The organism is Brunnivagina elsteri CCALA 953 (genome assembly GCF_002289455.1).
Taxonomy (GTDB): Bacteria; Cyanobacteriota; Cyanobacteriia; order Cyanobacteriales; family Nostocaceae; genus Brunnivagina; species Brunnivagina elsteri.
On record NZ_NTFS01000126.1, the window covers coordinates 1 to 15,816 of the forward strand.

The following is a 15,816-nucleotide window of genomic DNA, read 5'->3' on the forward strand; positions in this document are numbered from 1 at the left end:
ATCTATATATATATATAGGAATACGATTTGATTTTTGAACTCATACTGAGACTGAAAATACCATTTTCTGAGGATTTTATTCAAAATCTCGTTCAGGAATCAGGTAGGAGTTCTATATCATACGAGAATCAGCTTTCTGAAACCTGGACTTGTACTTAAAAACAAGTTTACAGAAGTATTATATATCATCAGTAAAAATTTCAGCTTTATATCCCCAACTTCTGCTGAGAAGTCGAGGATATGGTTATGCTCTAGATAGATTTGGCTCGACAATCTGCGGATAATTATCAAAGTTTCGTCTTACCCAATCTATTCCCACTTCATTATTTAACTTAATTTTTTGCGGTGAATTCGGGTAAATCTTACCTAAAATATCAGAATCCTGTTCGATGACTACTTTGGCTAAGTCTAGAAACTTTTGCTTGAGGAGGTTGAATATTGGGTGTTTTGCTAACCCAAACATCATACAATAAGTGCGCGATCGCATTGGTGATTCTGGTACAAATAAATGAACCTGTTTGAATATACCTGCTCCTGTTTCTCCGTGAAGAATCACAACCGATGGAAAGTAATTTTCTAAATGAGCTTTAAGCACTTTGGGAAATAGAAATAAGCCAGGATTGTTCATTTTTTCCTGTAAACTACTTAATGCGATCGGCATATTAAGATAAGCATGTGAATGGTGTCCGTTATCGATAAATTTCTCAAAGTTGACTTCTTGAATTTTAAAGAGTGATTTATGTGTACCATTTTGATGATTGTAGTCGTGCATATTTAGTAGTAGTGACATAAAATCACATTTAATACTAGTATCGGCAGTACATCCAATAAAATCATATTCATCTGCAATTTCATTCAAGATATTTGGTATTACTTGTTTGGGTTCTTTTCCACCGTAAGACCAAATAAAATCACCTTGAATAATCAAGTCTAATTTTTCTAATTGAGGCAAGCTTTTTTTCTGGGAACCCGGTAAAACTGTACATCCTGAACCATCAAATTCCAGCGCATGAAAAGGACATACAACAACACTCGCTTTATCTTCCTTTTCCTCACACCAACCTTCTGAAAGCATTGCCCCCATGTGAGGACAGGCATTTTCTAAAGCGTTAATATTATCTTTTGCATCTTTCCACAATACATAATCTTTGCCGTAAAGCGATACTTTAAAAGGTTTATTTACAGCTAGCATTGATTTATGTACTATTAACCAAGGTGAACCTTCTAGCATTGACATGATTAATTTTCTCCCTATTTTTAAAACAAATACAAAGTTGAACTGTTTTCTATTCAGGAAACAGCAGTTGGGTTTTTAGATGTGTCTTCAAAAAATTAAAATTGTGATGAATTATTCACTTGTATATTAAGAATATGAGGAACAGTTCATGTTTGTCAATAGTTTATTAGAATACTTGTTCGATTCCAATGCCGAGAATTGGGGTTAATAAAATTAAGGGTAAATATATAAAATAAGGGTTAACAACCGTTAACCCCTACGAATTCAATACCTCGAATCAGGGTTAATAATCGTTAATCCCCAAGAATCCAAAATTATGGTTTGTTTGAATGAAATCACCTTCCGAACCTTCTAAAATGCGTCGTCAACCGCAGCAACAGCGCAGTCAAGAGCGTGTCAAACGTATTCTCGACGCAGCAGTAGAGGTATTTGATGAGCTTGGATTTGAAGCTGCGACAATGAATGCGATCGCATCTCGTGCGGATACTGCGATTGGTTCGCTATATCAGTTTTTTCCCGATAAATTGGCAATTTTTCAAGCTTTAGAAGTGCGTCATCTGGAACGAGTTAGTGCAGCTTGGGGAAAAATTAGTAATCTGAATGTCATTGAACTGCCATTTGCAGATTTTATCAAAACGATGGTGGGAATCTACAAAGAAGTTTTTGAGGAACCTACATCAAGGTTAGTGTTTATCCAATATTTCACTTCTAAGACGATGTTTCAACGCATCGACGATAGTTTGACGCAACAAGGAATTGATTTTCAGGCAAATTTACTCAAAGCACGTAATCCAAAGCTCTGTCAGGAAAAATGTAATTTGCTTGCTGAGGTTTGTGTGCAAGCTGCAAATGCGCTGATTGTTGTTGCTTTACGTGGTTCGGAAGTACATCGGGAAGAGATTTTTCAGCAGATTGAGGAATTATTGATTGCTTATCTACTTCCTTATGATGGGGAGAGAAGTAATGATAAAGTAATGATAGTTTGTCCTAAGTGTGATTCGAGGAATCTGTCTAAAAATGGATTTAGGCATGGGAAACAGCGATATCTCTGCAAGGATTGTGGGAGGCAGTTTTTGGATAGGTAGTTCAGAGAATAATTATTTCACGCAGAGGCGGGGAGAATAAGGGAATATAGTTATGGCAGTCTTAAACTTCTTTCCTTCTCTTCTTGGCGACCTTGGCGACTTGGCGGTTATATAATATTCCTAATTATTAATTCCTAATTCCTAATTCCTAACTTATTAATAATATGCTTGATTTAACGAAACTGACCCGACAAATCCAAGGATTGAGCCAACATCTGAGTGAAGAAGCGATCGCAAGTCAAAAGCGGTTGCAATTGGCAGAAAAACACCTCCAGAACTCGTTTACACGGCAAGATGAGATAGTCGCGAAACAAGATAAATGGCGAGATCGCATTCTCTTTGCTAATGCTACACCAATTGAACCCCTGAATACGCGCATTGATATTCCGGTTCCACCAAAAATACATACTGTTATTGCTACCGATGGTTCGCAAATAGCACCTAATCACCACGAAATTGCTTATTGCTATCTGCTGAATATTGGTAGGGTTGTCTTACATTACGGACAAAATAAACACCCTCTCCTCGACAGTTTGCCAGAGGTATTTTACCGTCCTGAAGATTTGTACGCATCCCGCAAATGGGGTATTCGTACCGAAGAATGGATGAGTTTTCTGCGTACAGCGAGTGAAGCTACTGTGTTGGCAGAGTTGTCTTGTGCTGTTGTCAATGGAGATGCGATCGTGAATAAGGTTGCGAAAACCACAGAAAATCTGCCTCTGTTTTCTCCCTCAGAATCCCCCACTTCTCCCCCTAGAATCCCTACTTTGGCAATGGTGGATGGTTCGTTAATTTACTGGTTCCTCGAACAAGTTCCCCTGGAAGCTAGGGAAACTATTTTACCTCCCATTCTCGAAGCTTGGGGGCAAATGAAAGATGCAAAAGTCCCTTTGATGGGCTATTTGAGTGCTTCTCGGAATGTGGAAGCGACGAATTTTTTACGTTTGGCTGTATGTCCTCATCCTGTTCCCGACTGTATGAGTTTTTGTCCAAATCAACTTGATAAAGTACCGTGTAAAGTTTTTGACCCACTTCGTGATAGTTCTCTCTGGGCAACCCAACTCAAACCCGGACAGCGAGGACCTTTGTGGAAGAGTAATGCGAAAATACTGGATTTATACCAAGACCAGCAAATTTATTTTTGCTATGTCCATGTAGGTACAGAAGTTGCCCGGATTGAGATACCATGCTGGGTAGCGGAAGATACGGAGCTATTTAATGAAGCTTTGGGATTAACGTTAGCGCAGGTACAAAAAGGTTACGGTTATCCGGTTGCGATCGCAGAAGCACATAATCAAGCTGTGGTAAGAGGAGGGGATAGAACCCGTTTCTTTTCGTTGTTGGAGCGACAAATGATTAAAGCTGGTTTGAAAAATGTCGGTACTTCGTATAAGGAAGCGAGAAAACGAGGAAGTATTGCTTGATTTGGTAATGGTTAATCACAGATGTTACTGGGAAAAGTTAACTTAAGATGGTAGGAATGTACAAAAATTATGGAACATGCCGAAATTTCCCCCGAAAGACTATATCGAAGCTGTGAATTTTCCCACTGAAATTAGCTTAAACCCTATTGGTGTCGTACATTCACCTTACAAAGAAAGACACGGTACACCACGACAATCTCAATTGCGATCGCTTCCTCCAGATTATCAACCAGTGTTAGCGCAAATTGAACTTTTCCCCCATGTCATACCTGCGATCGCGCTTAAGGATTTGGAAAGTTTTGAACGTATTTGGGTAATTTCCTGGCTACATCTGAATAAACACTGGAATCCCACAGTGATTCTCCCACGAGGACCCCGTGTTCGTCGAGGTACTCTAGCAACTCGCGCACCTCATCGTCCTAATCCGATTGGACTTAGTGCTGTTAAACTAATAAAAATTGCGGGTTTGGTTTTGCATGTGGAGGGTATTGATTTGCTTGACCAAACTCCTATTTTAGATATTAAACCTTATGTCCCCTATTGTGATGCTTTTGCTGATGCCAGTTGTGGTTATGTGAATGAGATGGACAATACCCAAGAACAGGAAATTGATATATTTGGAAAAAATACCCTTAGATAACTTTACCGCAAAAAATATTTATTATTTATGCATCTGCGGTTATTGTATCAATCTGAGGTATGGTGACTCAAAATTAATTGATTAAAGCTATGCAAGAAGATATAGAAACTGTCAACAATATTAATTTGACTTTAGAATTATTACATGTACAGTCGAATCGCTCGTTTGATTTACCCGCAAACCAAGAAGTTATTCGTATTGGCAAACCGAATGAATTAATAGTACCGGATATCAATCTTGCTGATTTAGCGGGAACTGATATTGTTTCCCGTCAACATGCGGAAATTCAAGGTGATGGCAACAATTATTACTTGATTGATTTGGGTAGTGTGAATGGTACTTATTTGAATGATGTGGTGTTGGAACCAAAAAAACGCTATTTATTAAATTTAAGCGATCGCATCTCTTTGGGTAGGGAAAATAAGGTGACTTTGATTTTTCAACACAAGCAAAGTTCACCACTCAAAACGAGTCAGACGCTGTTTCAACCCCAAGTTGCCAAGCAAGCTCAGGGAAATTCAATTGATAAAACTAGTAAAGTTGTCGGTTTGGCTTTGATGGTTGCTTCAATAATTATTGTGGCAGCTAGTACCCAAGTTGGTATCTTTGTGCGTATTCCTGGTGTATTGTTATGTGTGGCTGGTACTGTATTCTTATTCCAGCGTCGCTTTAATCGTAACTGGGGATGGGTTTTAATTGCACTGGGAGCCGCTTTAATCTTATTTACAGGTAATGTATTCGCTTCGATCAACTTACTGGCAATTATTGCATCTGCCGCTTTGTTCGTAGCAGGTTACAAACTTATGACCACAGGAAAAGCCTTTAATCATAGTTTACAAGATTTGCGATCGCTTCCCAAATTTTTGAAAAAGTAGGCAAAGCCAAAAATTATTCCTTGTACAGACGACTCATCAAGTCGTCTCGTCTCTAGTTCTTAATTCCTAAGGGAGTTCCAGGAAATAAAATATTCAAATCATATACTTACCAACATTATCACGCGAAGGGTGGGGTCTTCCCACCCCTACAATTATGGAGAATTTATTTTTTGGTGTTCCCGAAGGGCAGGAGAAACTAACAGTATCTTTTATTTCCAATGCCCAATCCCCAATCCCCTATTTTTGAATTTCTTCGCGAATTTCATCCAAATCGGTGTAAGAATCAGCTACATCAATCAGGGTTTCGCTAGTCATCGAACTCAAGCTGACAACCTCCACTTGTACTCCTTGATATGCGATCGCATTTACCGCATAAGCCAAATCGCCATCACCACTTAACAATATTAAAGTATCGCAGTATTTCGCTAAAGCCAGCATATCTACGGTAATTTCCACATCCATATTGGCTTTCTTAGAACCATCAGGAAGATACACTAAATCCTTAGTAAATACCCGATAACCATTGCGACGCATCCATAATAAAAACCCCTGCTGCTTGTCATTTCCATTATCTACAGGAGTATAAAAATATGCTCTCAATAACTGTCGCCCTTTTGTTAGAGAGCGCAATAACTTGGTATAATCTATTTCCAAGTTAAGATGCATCGCCGCATAAAAAAGATTTGCTCCATCAATAAAAATCGCAACCTTTTCCTCATTTTCCGAGCTTGCGGTTTTTCTAGAGTTACGTTTCTCTCTTGTCCCCACAGCTGGGAAACTATCATTAGAGCCTAGTTCCATTAGCTTAGGTGTAATTTGATGCTCCATAGGAACTGAGTAGCGTTTTTTTGCAATAAATGGCTCACTATTAATAATATCTATATTTCTTTTTTCTTCAATACCCCGAATGTGGTATTCCTCAAGCGCTTGCTCGGAACTTAATTTTGGACGGTGTTTATTATGTCGAGGCTGTGGAAGTAGTTGCATTTACAAATATGCTCCTGGATACATCATTAAACCACGTCTACGTTGAGAACCGTAGTTTTTTGTAATTAGGGTAAACCTTATAACTCAAGCTATAACCAAATTATAAGCCCTTATACAAAACTCCAGCTTTCAAAATGGACGAGGTTTATCATCTTTTTTTTCTAAAGTAAGCTAAAAATATAGGGTCTTGAATAATTCTCAGTATCTAACACTAAGCCTGACAAAGCGAGTCTAATCATCTAAGCAATTTAACCTATTTAAGCCAAAAATCATCAAGGATTCTCAATACCTCACATTTTTCCCCGCTATTACAAATTAATATTTTCTTTCTTTTTTGCTGTTCTTTGACTTTTAGACTGTGAATAAACAAAAAATATCCAAATTTTAATTATTTTACGGAAAAATATTGTTCGCTATTGTTTGATTAGCTGCCAGTAACTATTTCGACTACAAAATTTCGACTATAAAATGCGGGTTACAACGTTGGGGTATCGGGCAAAGTATCAGGTTCTTAGCTTGATAGTAGCAGAGTCATTGGAATATATATCATTATAAAAATGGCAAGTCATTAAATTTTATATTTTCTTAAGATTTATTGCTTGGACTGAAGAAATGACGCATAATTATTTATGTGCAAGTCTTTTAGCCAAAATCAATAACTAATAATTGGGTACTTCTCAAATAAAAAATAGCCAATTTGATAGCAGTAACCTTACAAACGATATGATTGGTTCACTCATAAATTGCAGTTATCGCGGCAAATCAATATTGCAGCAGAAATACTTGCTACAATAAATACCTATAAATTACCAAGTTAAAATAATTCAAATCCAATTAACAAGCTAATCTCAAACCGAGAGATATATTGTTTGGATATACTAAGAACGGGTTAAGAATATACTTTCAAGTACCTTAAAAGTTTTTAGATGCTACCCTGCGGGAACGTGGAACGTACCTTCGTCAGCATGACAAAGGTTTATATTCTATCCGTTTTGAGTATAACTCTGATTGCAGCAACAGACGAATGGGAACTGCAAAATCAAAGCGAACCGAAGTAGCTCTCTTTTTAATCCCAAAAAATATTGACTACGAACGACAAGCTAGAAAGCGTGAATAAGTATTGGGGATTTGCTTAAAGCGATTTCCCCAAACACCGGAACAATCCAAATTTAATGTCCCCAGCATTAAGAATACAGTATTAAGAACGCACAACACAACCCAGAATGCATTTGCCATGAATTCTCGATTGAAAAGGTTGTTCACTGCAAACATCAATAGTTGGTTGATTAAACCTTGCTGTATTGCCTTCTTAGAAACCGATTCAAGGACATTGATTAGAGTAATTTATCACAAAATTTAGCTAGATTGGCGTTGTTTGAGTTATTGACTTTTGCTTGCGTGAATACAGCAAGGATTGAAAACTTGCAATAGATACAATGCTTTTTCAGGAAATACAGTAAGTACAGGAAAAATACTGTCATAGCCTCAGTCTCAATTGTTCTTTGATACGCTAAACTAGCTGTAACAAATTTATTAATACTGACCGTGATGCTAGCTATCTAATTTACTTTTGTGACATTCAATTAGTAGGCTACGCAAGTAATGAACAATACTTTTTAGACTGAATAATCACTGAAAACCGAATATTCCATTAGTTCGCGGCGACCGCTACCACGGTGAGGAATTGGCTGTCTCGGTTTCTTTCCAGCCGCTCCTGACTTGACTTTAGAAGCCATTAACTGTGGAGCTTCACTGGATAATACTGACAGATTTTGGTAGCTGATGGTTAAGGAACCGAGAAAGATTGTTGTGATTAAAAGTGAGATAGTAGTACGCATAACAGATGTTAGTTTTAGAACTCTCCATCAATTACTACTTAGTTCCCTTTACTGCACCCGGATGTTTTTTATAAAAGTATTGTTTTTTACTTAGAGATAAACTGGATTACACTTCTACCTGTTCTACTATTAACCAGTTACCTGCGGAATTATAACTGCCCCAAAGCTTTAGTAACTCACCATTACCGATTGTTTCCAACCTAGAATTGATATGCGATCGCAAAGTTACTAATTGCCAAGTCTCTCCTTCATATTCAGAGGGGGTTATAACCCTAAATTTGTAATCCTGCTGACTCAGTGACTCAAATGTACCTACAAATTCTTGTTGCCTACGTATTTGTACTGAATTATTAAGTTCGTATAAATACTGCTTTGTATCTGAGGAGGGAGAATAACCGCTTGCAGGATAGTCAGAAGGATGGTCTAGGTAATACTTTTGCCAATGTAACCAATCGGGATGACTTAACTGTAAGTTAATAAGTGGTGTAATCGCAGTAGGTGTATGTGAATTTTCTAATAAGATGTTCTGTAATTTGCTTACGGATAAATACTGAGGAGTGACATTATCGATGACACATAATGCGGCTGCCATACCCGCAGCTTGACCGATACCAAGAACGACAGGTTGAAGTCGAGTTGCTCCATTTGCGATATGGGATACTGAGATATTTTTTTCACAAACTAAAAAACCATCGATATTTGCAGGAACTAAACATCTGTAGGGAATAGTGAAAGGAGTACCCGTCCAACGTCCACCCCAGCGTATTGATTTTGGTTGTAAGCTAAACTTGACATCAGGATAATGATGGTCATTTGCGTAATTACCAATTGCGATCGCATCTGGGTATAAAGCTGCAACATTTCCTCCAAGGATAGGTAAAATATCCTGTTCACGTACCGTTGTTAAACCAATTAAACGACGACTTTCCCGGAAGTAGGGATGTAATGCAAAGGAAGAGGAGTTGGGAAAAACATTTTCAGCTAAACCGTAGCGACGACCGAGTTGTGATTGAATAAAATAGGCAAAGTTTTGACTGTGGTAAAAGCATTCTTGCAGAAATTCTTGACGTTTCGCTGCCGACTCAATTAATCTACCAACACCATTACCCCAATCATTCCCTTTGAGGGGCCAATTCATCATAAAACGATTTCCCGGCAAGCGTCCATAATTCATGAATTTCTCAGCCCCATAACCATCCCAAGCACCAATGAATCGCGATTCATCGTAGTTTGGAGCAGGGGAAATTAAAGGAGCAATTTCTTCCCCAAAATCCTGCATAACTACAACCCAAGTCGGAGATTGGACGGGATATCTCTGCGTGAGAGAATTAAATTTAATAGGTGCGCTAGGTTCTCCAAATTCTGATTGTAATTCCCAACCCCAGCGATAGGGTATTTCTCCCAAAGCTAATAAATCGCCTAATTCTGTCCCATCGATGGTAATTTTGGCTTTAACGGTGAAATCTGCGAACCTAACACCTGTGATACAATTACCTTCCCGTAGTACTTCTAAAGGTATATATCCAGAAATCCACTGGAGATTTGCTAATTCTCCTACCCAATCGGCAAATATTTCTGCACCAATGCGGGGTTCGTAGCTGAAAAAACTCACCCAACTATTATCTAAACCACCAGGTTGACGCTGTTCTAATTCCCGCAGATAAGTACCCCATATACCAGTTTGCCATGCTGCGAGTTCATTGCCATCGGGTACGGGAACACCTGCGGAAGTTAACATTCCCCCCAACCAGGAAAATTCGCTCACCAACATCGTTTTTACACCCATTCTGGCAGATGCGATCGCAGCTGCGGTTCCTCCTGTTCCTCCCCCGACGACTAGTACATCTGTTGTGTATGTTTGATGAGTCATGATTCAACTTGCCACTGGTTTTCGACATATTCTCCCAGCGAGGTTGTGATTATGCAAGGTTAAAGTTATGTGCGATCGCTGAGAGTAGGTTTGAATACTCTATAAGGTTATTTGGTGCGATATGCCTTTGGCATTAAGCTTTGCTTATCGCATGGGTTCAAGATTCCCAACTTCTGCGCGAAAATCTAAAATCTGACAACAAGCATAGTTAGAAGTCGGGAATCTGTGCAGGTTTGAGCTTTTGCGTGGGGGAGAAACCTAGTTTCTAGGTTGTTTGATACAAATGTGATTACAACGTAGGAAGAAATCTCAGCAATCGGGTTTCTCCCTCACGGGAAATATTGAATCGATTCAGAAAAACTAGAAACCCGATTTCTCACAGCACGGAAAATAAAAAGGAGAAACATTTTTGTGGGTTGACTGGGGTTTTTGCGTTGGCAGAGAAACCCGGTTTCTGGTTCTTTCGTGCTAATTTGAGCTTTTGCGTGGGGGAGAAACCCGGTTTCTTGAGTTAGCATATTTTTCGCGAAAAATTTTAGATCGCTCCACTCCGTTACGCTTTGGAAGGGTAAAAAATAAAAGAGAAGAGGGCAAGAGGGGAAAAGTGTAAAGGGTAACAAGAGTCCTCACGCAGGAACTACAACTACACGAAAACCAACATTGTAGCTACGATTCTCGCGCGTATTGTAAAGGCGGAGGGCACTACGACAGCTTCCTGGAGTGTAGTTCCAAGAACCACCACGCAGCACTGCATTTCCAGTTTTTTGATAAAGGTTATTATTTTTATCGTTAAACCAAGGATTGCCATCTTTTGGCGCTCCTTTATAATCAGCGTGCCAATCATCAAGACACCATTCCCAAACATTTCCATGCATATCGTGTAAACCAAAAGCATTGGCAGGAAATTCTCCAACAGGAGTAGTTTGTTGTCGGTATTCTCCTTTCGCTTCCTCAGCAAAGGTATTTGTAGCATCGTAATTGGCTAACTTGCTAGTAATCGTTTCGCCAAAGTGGAAAGGTGTTGTGGTTCCAGCACGACAAGCATATTCCCATTCAGCTTCACTGGGGAGACGGTATTGTTTACCTGTATGCTTGGATAATCTGGCACAAAATTCCACCGCATCATACCAAGATACTAGTTCTACAGGTCGATTATCGCCCTTGAAGTGAGATGGTTCTGGTTTGAATTCGCGGTTAATTTTGGGTAGTGCTGCAACAGCTTTCCATTGTGCTTGAGTAATTGGGTGTTTTCCCATGTAAAAGGTGGGAACAGTGACTTGGTGCTGTGGTTTTTCTGTTCTATAACCATCCCAATTAAATTTTTTGACAAGTCTTTCTATTTCTGCATCTTCCGTACCCATCATGAAGCTACCAGCAGGGATATAAACCATATCCAAACTGACACCATTTCCCACTTCCTCACGAAAATACTCAGCTTCGCGTTTTTCTCGGTTAACTTCCTTTCCTTGTTGATTTACCGTCACCACATCAAACTGGAAAGAATCTAACCCCCCAACCCCCTTCCCTCGCAGGGAAGGGGGAGAATTTGGAGTATCTCCCCTTGAGGAGGTTACTGGTTGGGTAATTGAAATATCTGGTTGAGAATTTGGATTTGTAACAGGTTGTATTTCCCGTCTGGCAATCCTTTCAATTGCTTCAAATGCTTCTGAATCATAACCTACAGCCACTACAACTCTTTTCCACAATTGCTTGGCTAATGGTAAATCACCCTTGTTTTCAACTTGAGATGCTTGGTACTTCAATAAAAGAACATCCTGAAGTCTGGCAGCTTGCTTCAACAAGATAAAATACATTTTGTAAGGTGGTTCTGCCTTTAAATAAGGATTTTGTGGCGGCTTTTTGTGACTAGAATTGATTTTTGGGACGTTGTAGCGCAAATATTGGTCTAATCGTTCAACTGTCGCACAACTAAATTCTCCCTGTAACCGCAATCCTTCCAGTAACATATGGGTAAACGCACCATGCTGTAATTCATCAATTTCAAAGGATTGTTGATTCGCAGTACAGGAATAAAACGTAATTACCCCTTGATGTTCCTCCTCACCAATTCGCAATCCTCCCCGACTTCCTTCATCCCGACAAGCATCCAACAACAACACCACATTATCCGCACCACAGCGTCGCAATCGCTGGGTTACATAATCCACAGAAATAGCCGTCGTGCTATCTGTAGGGTCACTATCGGGAAACATTAGATAATCTTGGTCATTGTACCTTTTTCCATGTCCAGCAAAGAAAAACCAGAGATTATCTTCTGGATTCAGTAAAGGTGTTTCAAACTGGCGATTCAAAAATCGGCGAAACCGAGCATTGGTAGGTTGAGTGACTATTGGTGGATTGGCAGGAATTGGGGGAGAATTTTCTGTAAAAAGAAAAATTTGGTCAAACTTCGCTTCCTCCTCAAACCAAGTAGCCATAACTTCAGCATCGCGCTGGGCATATTTGAGAGGTTGTAAATTATCGTAATTGTTAATCCCGATTGCGATCGCCCAATTTTTTCCCATATCCCCATTTGGATAAAATCTGCTACCATCAAAAACAGTTTACACGTAACCACAAATAATCAAAACTAATTATTAATACCATGTCAGATACAACCGATTCGATACAAACTCCGGAAAACATCTGGATTATTACTGAAGAAATAGCTGAAAAATCCACCTCAAAAGAAGTTGTCAATCGTAGTGGTTCCAGAAGCTCGGGTGATATTGGCGGTAGACTTGGTGTGGAAACTCAAGAAGAAATAATTATTACTAAACAAGAAGGTGAACTTGTAATTAAACGTCGCAAAGTTGAGGTGACAAAACTCAAGCAGGAAATGCGGGGATTTTTGCAAGCAATGCGGGAAATGTTGGATGAAGCGGAAACACCAAATTCCAAAATGCATTTAGATGAAGTCGAATTATCCGTGGAAATTAACGGAGAAGGACAAGTTAGTTTGTTTGGTTTAGGTGGTGGAAAAGTTGGTGGGAAAGGCGCGATGACATTCAAATTTAAACGGCGATCGTGAATTCTACTAAAAATGCTTGAAAACTGAACTTTTTGTTTATCCAAAGCTGATATTCTAAGGAGTGCATATTAAATAAAATGCAAGTTTTGATTTTGTGGAGCAGGCATCCTGCCTGCATAATTTAGATTAACGGGCAAGATGCCCATTCCACAAGATAAGTAGATGGACAAAAATATTTACAGTCGTTGCGAGCGTTTGCAGTATCCCATAAGTAGTAGTGCGATCGCAATCTATCCCAAAATCCCCAGAAAGTGCTACACCTATAAACGGAACGTCGCAGGGAAAATAAACGTGAAAGCACAGGTGTTTCGTGGTGTCAACAATCTCTCCTATGAGGAAATCCCCGTACCTTCCCTAGAACCTGATGAGGTGTTGGTACAGGTTAAGGTAGTAGGTTTGTGTCAATCTGATATCAAAAAAATTCTCTATCCTTTATATGAACCTCCCCGGATTTTTGGACACGAGACTGCGGGAGTAATCGCTGGAGTGGGTGCAAATGTGAAAAAATGGGAAATTGGGCAGCGTGTTGCTGTCATGCACCATATTCCCTGTATGCGCTGCGATTATTGCTTAAATGAAAATTATTCGATGTGCGATACCTATAAAAATATTGTCACGACTGCGGGTTTTGTACCTAGTGGTGGGGGTTTTGCTGAGTATGTGAAGGTTCCGGGACATATTGTTAATAGCGGGGGTTTAATTCCCATTCCCGATGATATTAGTTTTGAGGAAGCAAGTTTTGTGGAACCAACGAATTGCTGTCTCAAAGCGGTAAAAAAGGCAAATATTCAACCTGGACAAACTGTTTTGATTACAGGTGCGGGTCCAATTGGGTTAATGTTTGTAATGTTGGTGAAATATTTTGGTGCAAAGGCAATAACTACCGATTTAATTCCTGCTCGAATTGAAAAGGCTTTACATGTTGGTGCGGAAGCTGCTTTTGATGCCAGAGATGCTGATTTACAAAGCAAAATTCATGCACTTACGAATGGTATGGGAGTCGATGTGACTTTACTTGCTGTTCCTAGCGAAAAGGCATTTTTTCAAGCTTTGGATTGTACCCGTAAAGGTGGAAAAATCCTCTTTTTTGCTGAATTTCCTGATGAAATCGAAATTCCGATCAATCCGAATATTTTATATCGTCGAGAAATCGACTTGATCGGTAGTTATAGTTCATCATTTAAAATCCAAAGTCTCGCTGCTGATATTGTATTTAATCGACGGATAAATGTGAAAGAATTGATTAGCGATCGCATCTCTCTGGAAGATTTATCGAAAGCTGTTGCACAAGCGGTTCAACCAACATCGGAAACTTATAAAATTTTGATTTATCCGGAGTTTGGCGAATAGGAATTAAAAACCGCAGATATAGACGCTACTCTGCGAGAAGTCTCGCTAGCCTACCGCAACCTCTCCGATGTACGCTCGTCTAATGCAGCTACCTTTGGAAGTCACTCCGTGCCTACCCGCAGGGTACGCAGATAAACGCGGATTAATATGGATTCATCTATATCTGAGGTTTGGGAATAAAATCTATCTGGATTCAGGCTAAAAATTTACTTGCCGTACTTAAAATTTAAAGATAGTAAAAGCAAATCATATCGATTGATTATTGGACTGAGAAATCCCAGACACAAAAGTAATTGGTTGAGTAGAATATCCAGTAAAGAGAAAGAGATGCGAGAATGGCAATGTTAGGAGAGGTTTCGGTGAATGCTAATGAGAAAGACTATCTTTTGAAACCAGCATCAATTTTGTGTGTTGGTTTAGGATGGTTTCCAAAAACACCTGGAGGTTTGGAACGGTATATCTATGATTTAACCCACCAATTAGCTGTAAATCAAGACCACATTGAACTTTGCGGAATTGATTTACCAGAAGTCGAAGCGAATTTACCAATTCAGTTTACTAATTTGGCTTCTGCTGATGAATCGATGTTGCAGCGACTACGTTCCTGTCGTTCCAACTTCCGGAAAACAAGGGGAGAAAAACCCGACGCTATAAATTTGCATTTTGCACTGTACAGCTTTCCGATTTTGGATTTGCTACCGAAAGGAGTTCCTGTTACATTTAATTTTCATGGTCCTTGGGCATCTGAAGGTATAGGAGAAACTAAAGGGTCGAAAATTAGCTTTTTAATCAAAAAATGGTTAATCGAACAGCGAACCTATAATCGATGCGATCGCTTTATTGTTTTGAGTAAAGCTTTTGGTAATGTCCTCCATCAAGACTATCAAATTCCTTGGGAAAAAATCCATGTTATTCCCGGAGGAGTTGATATTGAAAGATTTCAACCTAACTTATCGCGTCAACAAGCCCGTACCAAGTTAGGATGGCAACAAGACCGTCAAATTATTTTTACATCCCGTCGCTTAGTAAATCGCGTCGGCATCGATAAATTATTAAATGCGATCGCTAAAATTAAGCATACAGTACCCGATGTTTGGGTGGCAATTGCCGGAAGAGGTCCTTTAGAAAATATATTACGACAACAAGCTACAGAACTTGGACTTGATGACTATGTAAAATTTATTGGATTTTTACCCGATGAAGATTTGCCTGTAGCATATCAAGCCGCAGACTTGAGTATAATGCCCAGTCAATCATTTGAAGGATTTGGGTTAGCAATAGTTGAATCATTAGCTTGTGGCACTCCAGTTATTTGTACGCCAATTGGAGGAATGCCAGAAATATTACAAAATTTTTCTCCGCAATTGATTACAGATTCAGCAGATGAGAATGCGATCGCGGATACTTTGGAACAGGTTTTGTTGGGTAAAATCGATATTCCATCCCGTTCTCAATGTCGCGACTATGTAACTGCTAACT

Annotated in this window: 14 protein-coding genes; 7 read left to right on the forward strand and 7 right to left on the reverse strand. The window is 39.3% G+C overall.

The window, feature by feature from the left end:
- Positions 1–244: 244 nt before the first annotated feature.
- Positions 245–1,237 (reverse strand): Rieske 2Fe-2S domain-containing protein, encoded by a 993-nt coding sequence (locus CK510_RS13015; protein WP_095722114.1) that lies wholly within the window; start codon positions 1,235–1,237, stop codon positions 245–247.
- A gap of 329 nt (positions 1,238–1,566) precedes the next feature.
- Here CK510_RS13015 and CK510_RS13020 point away from each other — a divergent pair, with 329 nt between their 5' ends.
- The 4 genes from CK510_RS13020 (at position 1,567) to CK510_RS13035 (ending at position 5,261) form a co-directional block, all read left to right on the forward strand.
- Entirely contained in the window at positions 1,567–2,322 is a 756-nt protein-coding gene (locus CK510_RS13020; protein WP_095722115.1) for a TetR/AcrR family transcriptional regulator, read from the forward strand.
- Positions 2,323–2,486: 164 nt separating this feature from the next.
- Positions 2,487–3,746 (forward strand): DNA double-strand break repair nuclease NurA, encoded by a 1,260-nt coding sequence (locus CK510_RS13025; RefSeq protein WP_095722116.1) that lies wholly within the window; start codon positions 2,487–2,489, stop codon positions 3,744–3,746.
- Between the two features lie 76 nt (positions 3,747–3,822).
- Entirely contained in the window at positions 3,823–4,386 is a 564-nt protein-coding gene (tsaA, locus tag CK510_RS13030; RefSeq protein ID WP_095722117.1) for a tRNA (N6-threonylcarbamoyladenosine(37)-N6)-methyltransferase TrmO, read from the forward strand.
- A gap of 89 nt (positions 4,387–4,475) precedes the next feature.
- A complete protein-coding gene (locus CK510_RS13035) occupies positions 4,476–5,261 on the forward strand; it encodes an FHA domain-containing protein (protein WP_095722118.1) in 786 nt (261 codons plus the stop codon).
- Between the two features lie 237 nt (positions 5,262–5,498).
- On the opposite strand, the gene CK510_RS13040 is transcribed toward CK510_RS13035, so the two are convergent.
- The 6 genes from CK510_RS13040 to CK510_RS13060 all read right to left on the reverse strand — a co-directional run bounded on the left by CK510_RS13040 (position 5,499) and on the right by CK510_RS13060 (position 12,481).
- Entirely contained in the window at positions 5,499–6,248 is a 750-nt protein-coding gene (locus CK510_RS13040; protein WP_245912125.1) for a LabA-like NYN domain-containing protein, read from the reverse strand.
- A gap of 1,086 nt (positions 6,249–7,334) precedes the next feature.
- Positions 7,335–7,484: a hypothetical protein gene (locus tag CK510_RS31745; protein WP_158224897.1), complete on the reverse strand. Its 150-nt coding sequence runs from the start codon at positions 7,482–7,484 to the stop codon at positions 7,335–7,337.
- A gap of 380 nt (positions 7,485–7,864) precedes the next feature.
- Complete coding sequence (gene patX, locus CK510_RS13045) at positions 7,865–8,086, reverse strand: heterocyst-inhibiting protein PatX (protein WP_095722119.1); 222 nt, start codon at positions 8,084–8,086, stop codon at positions 7,865–7,867.
- Positions 8,087–8,192: 106 nt separating this feature from the next.
- Positions 8,193–9,956 carry an FAD-dependent oxidoreductase gene (locus CK510_RS13050; RefSeq protein ID WP_095722120.1) on the reverse strand — a complete coding sequence of 588 codons (1,764 nt, stop codon included), beginning with the start codon at positions 9,954–9,956 and terminating at the stop codon, positions 8,193–8,195.
- Between the two features lie 329 nt (positions 9,957–10,285).
- The gene (locus CK510_RS13055; RefSeq protein ID WP_095722121.1) at positions 10,286–10,474 is read right to left on the reverse strand and encodes a hypothetical protein; all 189 of its coding nucleotides are present in this window, start codon (positions 10,472–10,474) and stop codon (positions 10,286–10,288) included.
- Positions 10,475–10,582: 108 nt separating this feature from the next.
- Positions 10,583–12,481, reverse strand: a complete 1,899-nt coding sequence (locus CK510_RS13060; RefSeq protein WP_095722122.1) for an SUMF1/EgtB/PvdO family nonheme iron enzyme — start codon at positions 12,479–12,481, stop codon at positions 10,583–10,585.
- Positions 12,482–12,561: 80 nt separating this feature from the next.
- Between CK510_RS13060 and CK510_RS13065 the strand changes: the two genes are divergently transcribed.
- The 3 genes from CK510_RS13065 to CK510_RS13075 all read left to right on the forward strand — a co-directional run.
- The gene (locus tag CK510_RS13065; RefSeq protein WP_095722123.1) at positions 12,562–12,987 is read left to right on the forward strand and encodes a Pepco domain-containing protein; all 426 of its coding nucleotides are present in this window, start codon (positions 12,562–12,564) and stop codon (positions 12,985–12,987) included.
- A 291-nt stretch (positions 12,988–13,278) separates the two neighbouring features.
- Positions 13,279–14,337, forward strand: a complete 1,059-nt coding sequence (locus tag CK510_RS13070; RefSeq protein WP_095722125.1) for a zinc-dependent dehydrogenase — start codon at positions 13,279–13,281, stop codon at positions 14,335–14,337.
- A gap of 341 nt (positions 14,338–14,678) precedes the next feature.
- On the forward strand, positions 14,679–15,816 hold a 1,138-nt coding region (locus tag CK510_RS13075; protein ID WP_095722126.1), incomplete at its 3' end, for a glycosyltransferase family 4 protein.

Excerpts from the sequence above, each read along its gene's own strand:
- CK510_RS13015 (WP_095722114.1), bottom strand. The coding sequence starts at position 1,237 with ATGTCAATGCTAGAAGGTTCACCTTGGTTAATAGTACATAAATCAATG.
- CK510_RS13020 (WP_095722115.1), top strand. The coding sequence starts at position 1,567 with ATGAAATCACCTTCCGAACCTTCTAAAATGCGTCGTCAACCGCAGCAA.
- CK510_RS13025 (WP_095722116.1), top strand. The coding sequence starts at position 2,487 with ATGCTTGATTTAACGAAACTGACCCGACAAATCCAAGGATTGAGCCAA.
- tsaA (WP_095722117.1), top strand. The coding sequence starts at position 3,823 with ATGCCGAAATTTCCCCCGAAAGACTATATCGAAGCTGTGAATTTTCCC.
- CK510_RS13035 (WP_095722118.1), top strand. The coding sequence starts at position 4,476 with ATGCAAGAAGATATAGAAACTGTCAACAATATTAATTTGACTTTAGAA.
- CK510_RS13040 (WP_245912125.1), bottom strand. The coding sequence starts at position 6,248 with ATGCAACTACTTCCACAGCCTCGACATAATAAACACCGTCCAAAATTA.
- CK510_RS31745 (WP_158224897.1), bottom strand. The coding sequence starts at position 7,484 with ATGGCAAATGCATTCTGGGTTGTGTTGTGCGTTCTTAATACTGTATTC.
- patX (WP_095722119.1), bottom strand. The coding sequence starts at position 8,086 with ATGCGTACTACTATCTCACTTTTAATCACAACAATCTTTCTCGGTTCC.
- CK510_RS13050 (WP_095722120.1), bottom strand. The coding sequence starts at position 9,956 with ATGACTCATCAAACATACACAACAGATGTACTAGTCGTCGGGGGAGGA.
- CK510_RS13055 (WP_095722121.1), bottom strand. The coding sequence starts at position 10,474 with ATGCTAACTCAAGAAACCGGGTTTCTCCCCCACGCAAAAGCTCAAATT.
- CK510_RS13060 (WP_095722122.1), bottom strand. The coding sequence starts at position 12,481 with ATGGGAAAAAATTGGGCGATCGCAATCGGGATTAACAATTACGATAAT.
- CK510_RS13065 (WP_095722123.1), top strand. The coding sequence starts at position 12,562 with ATGTCAGATACAACCGATTCGATACAAACTCCGGAAAACATCTGGATT.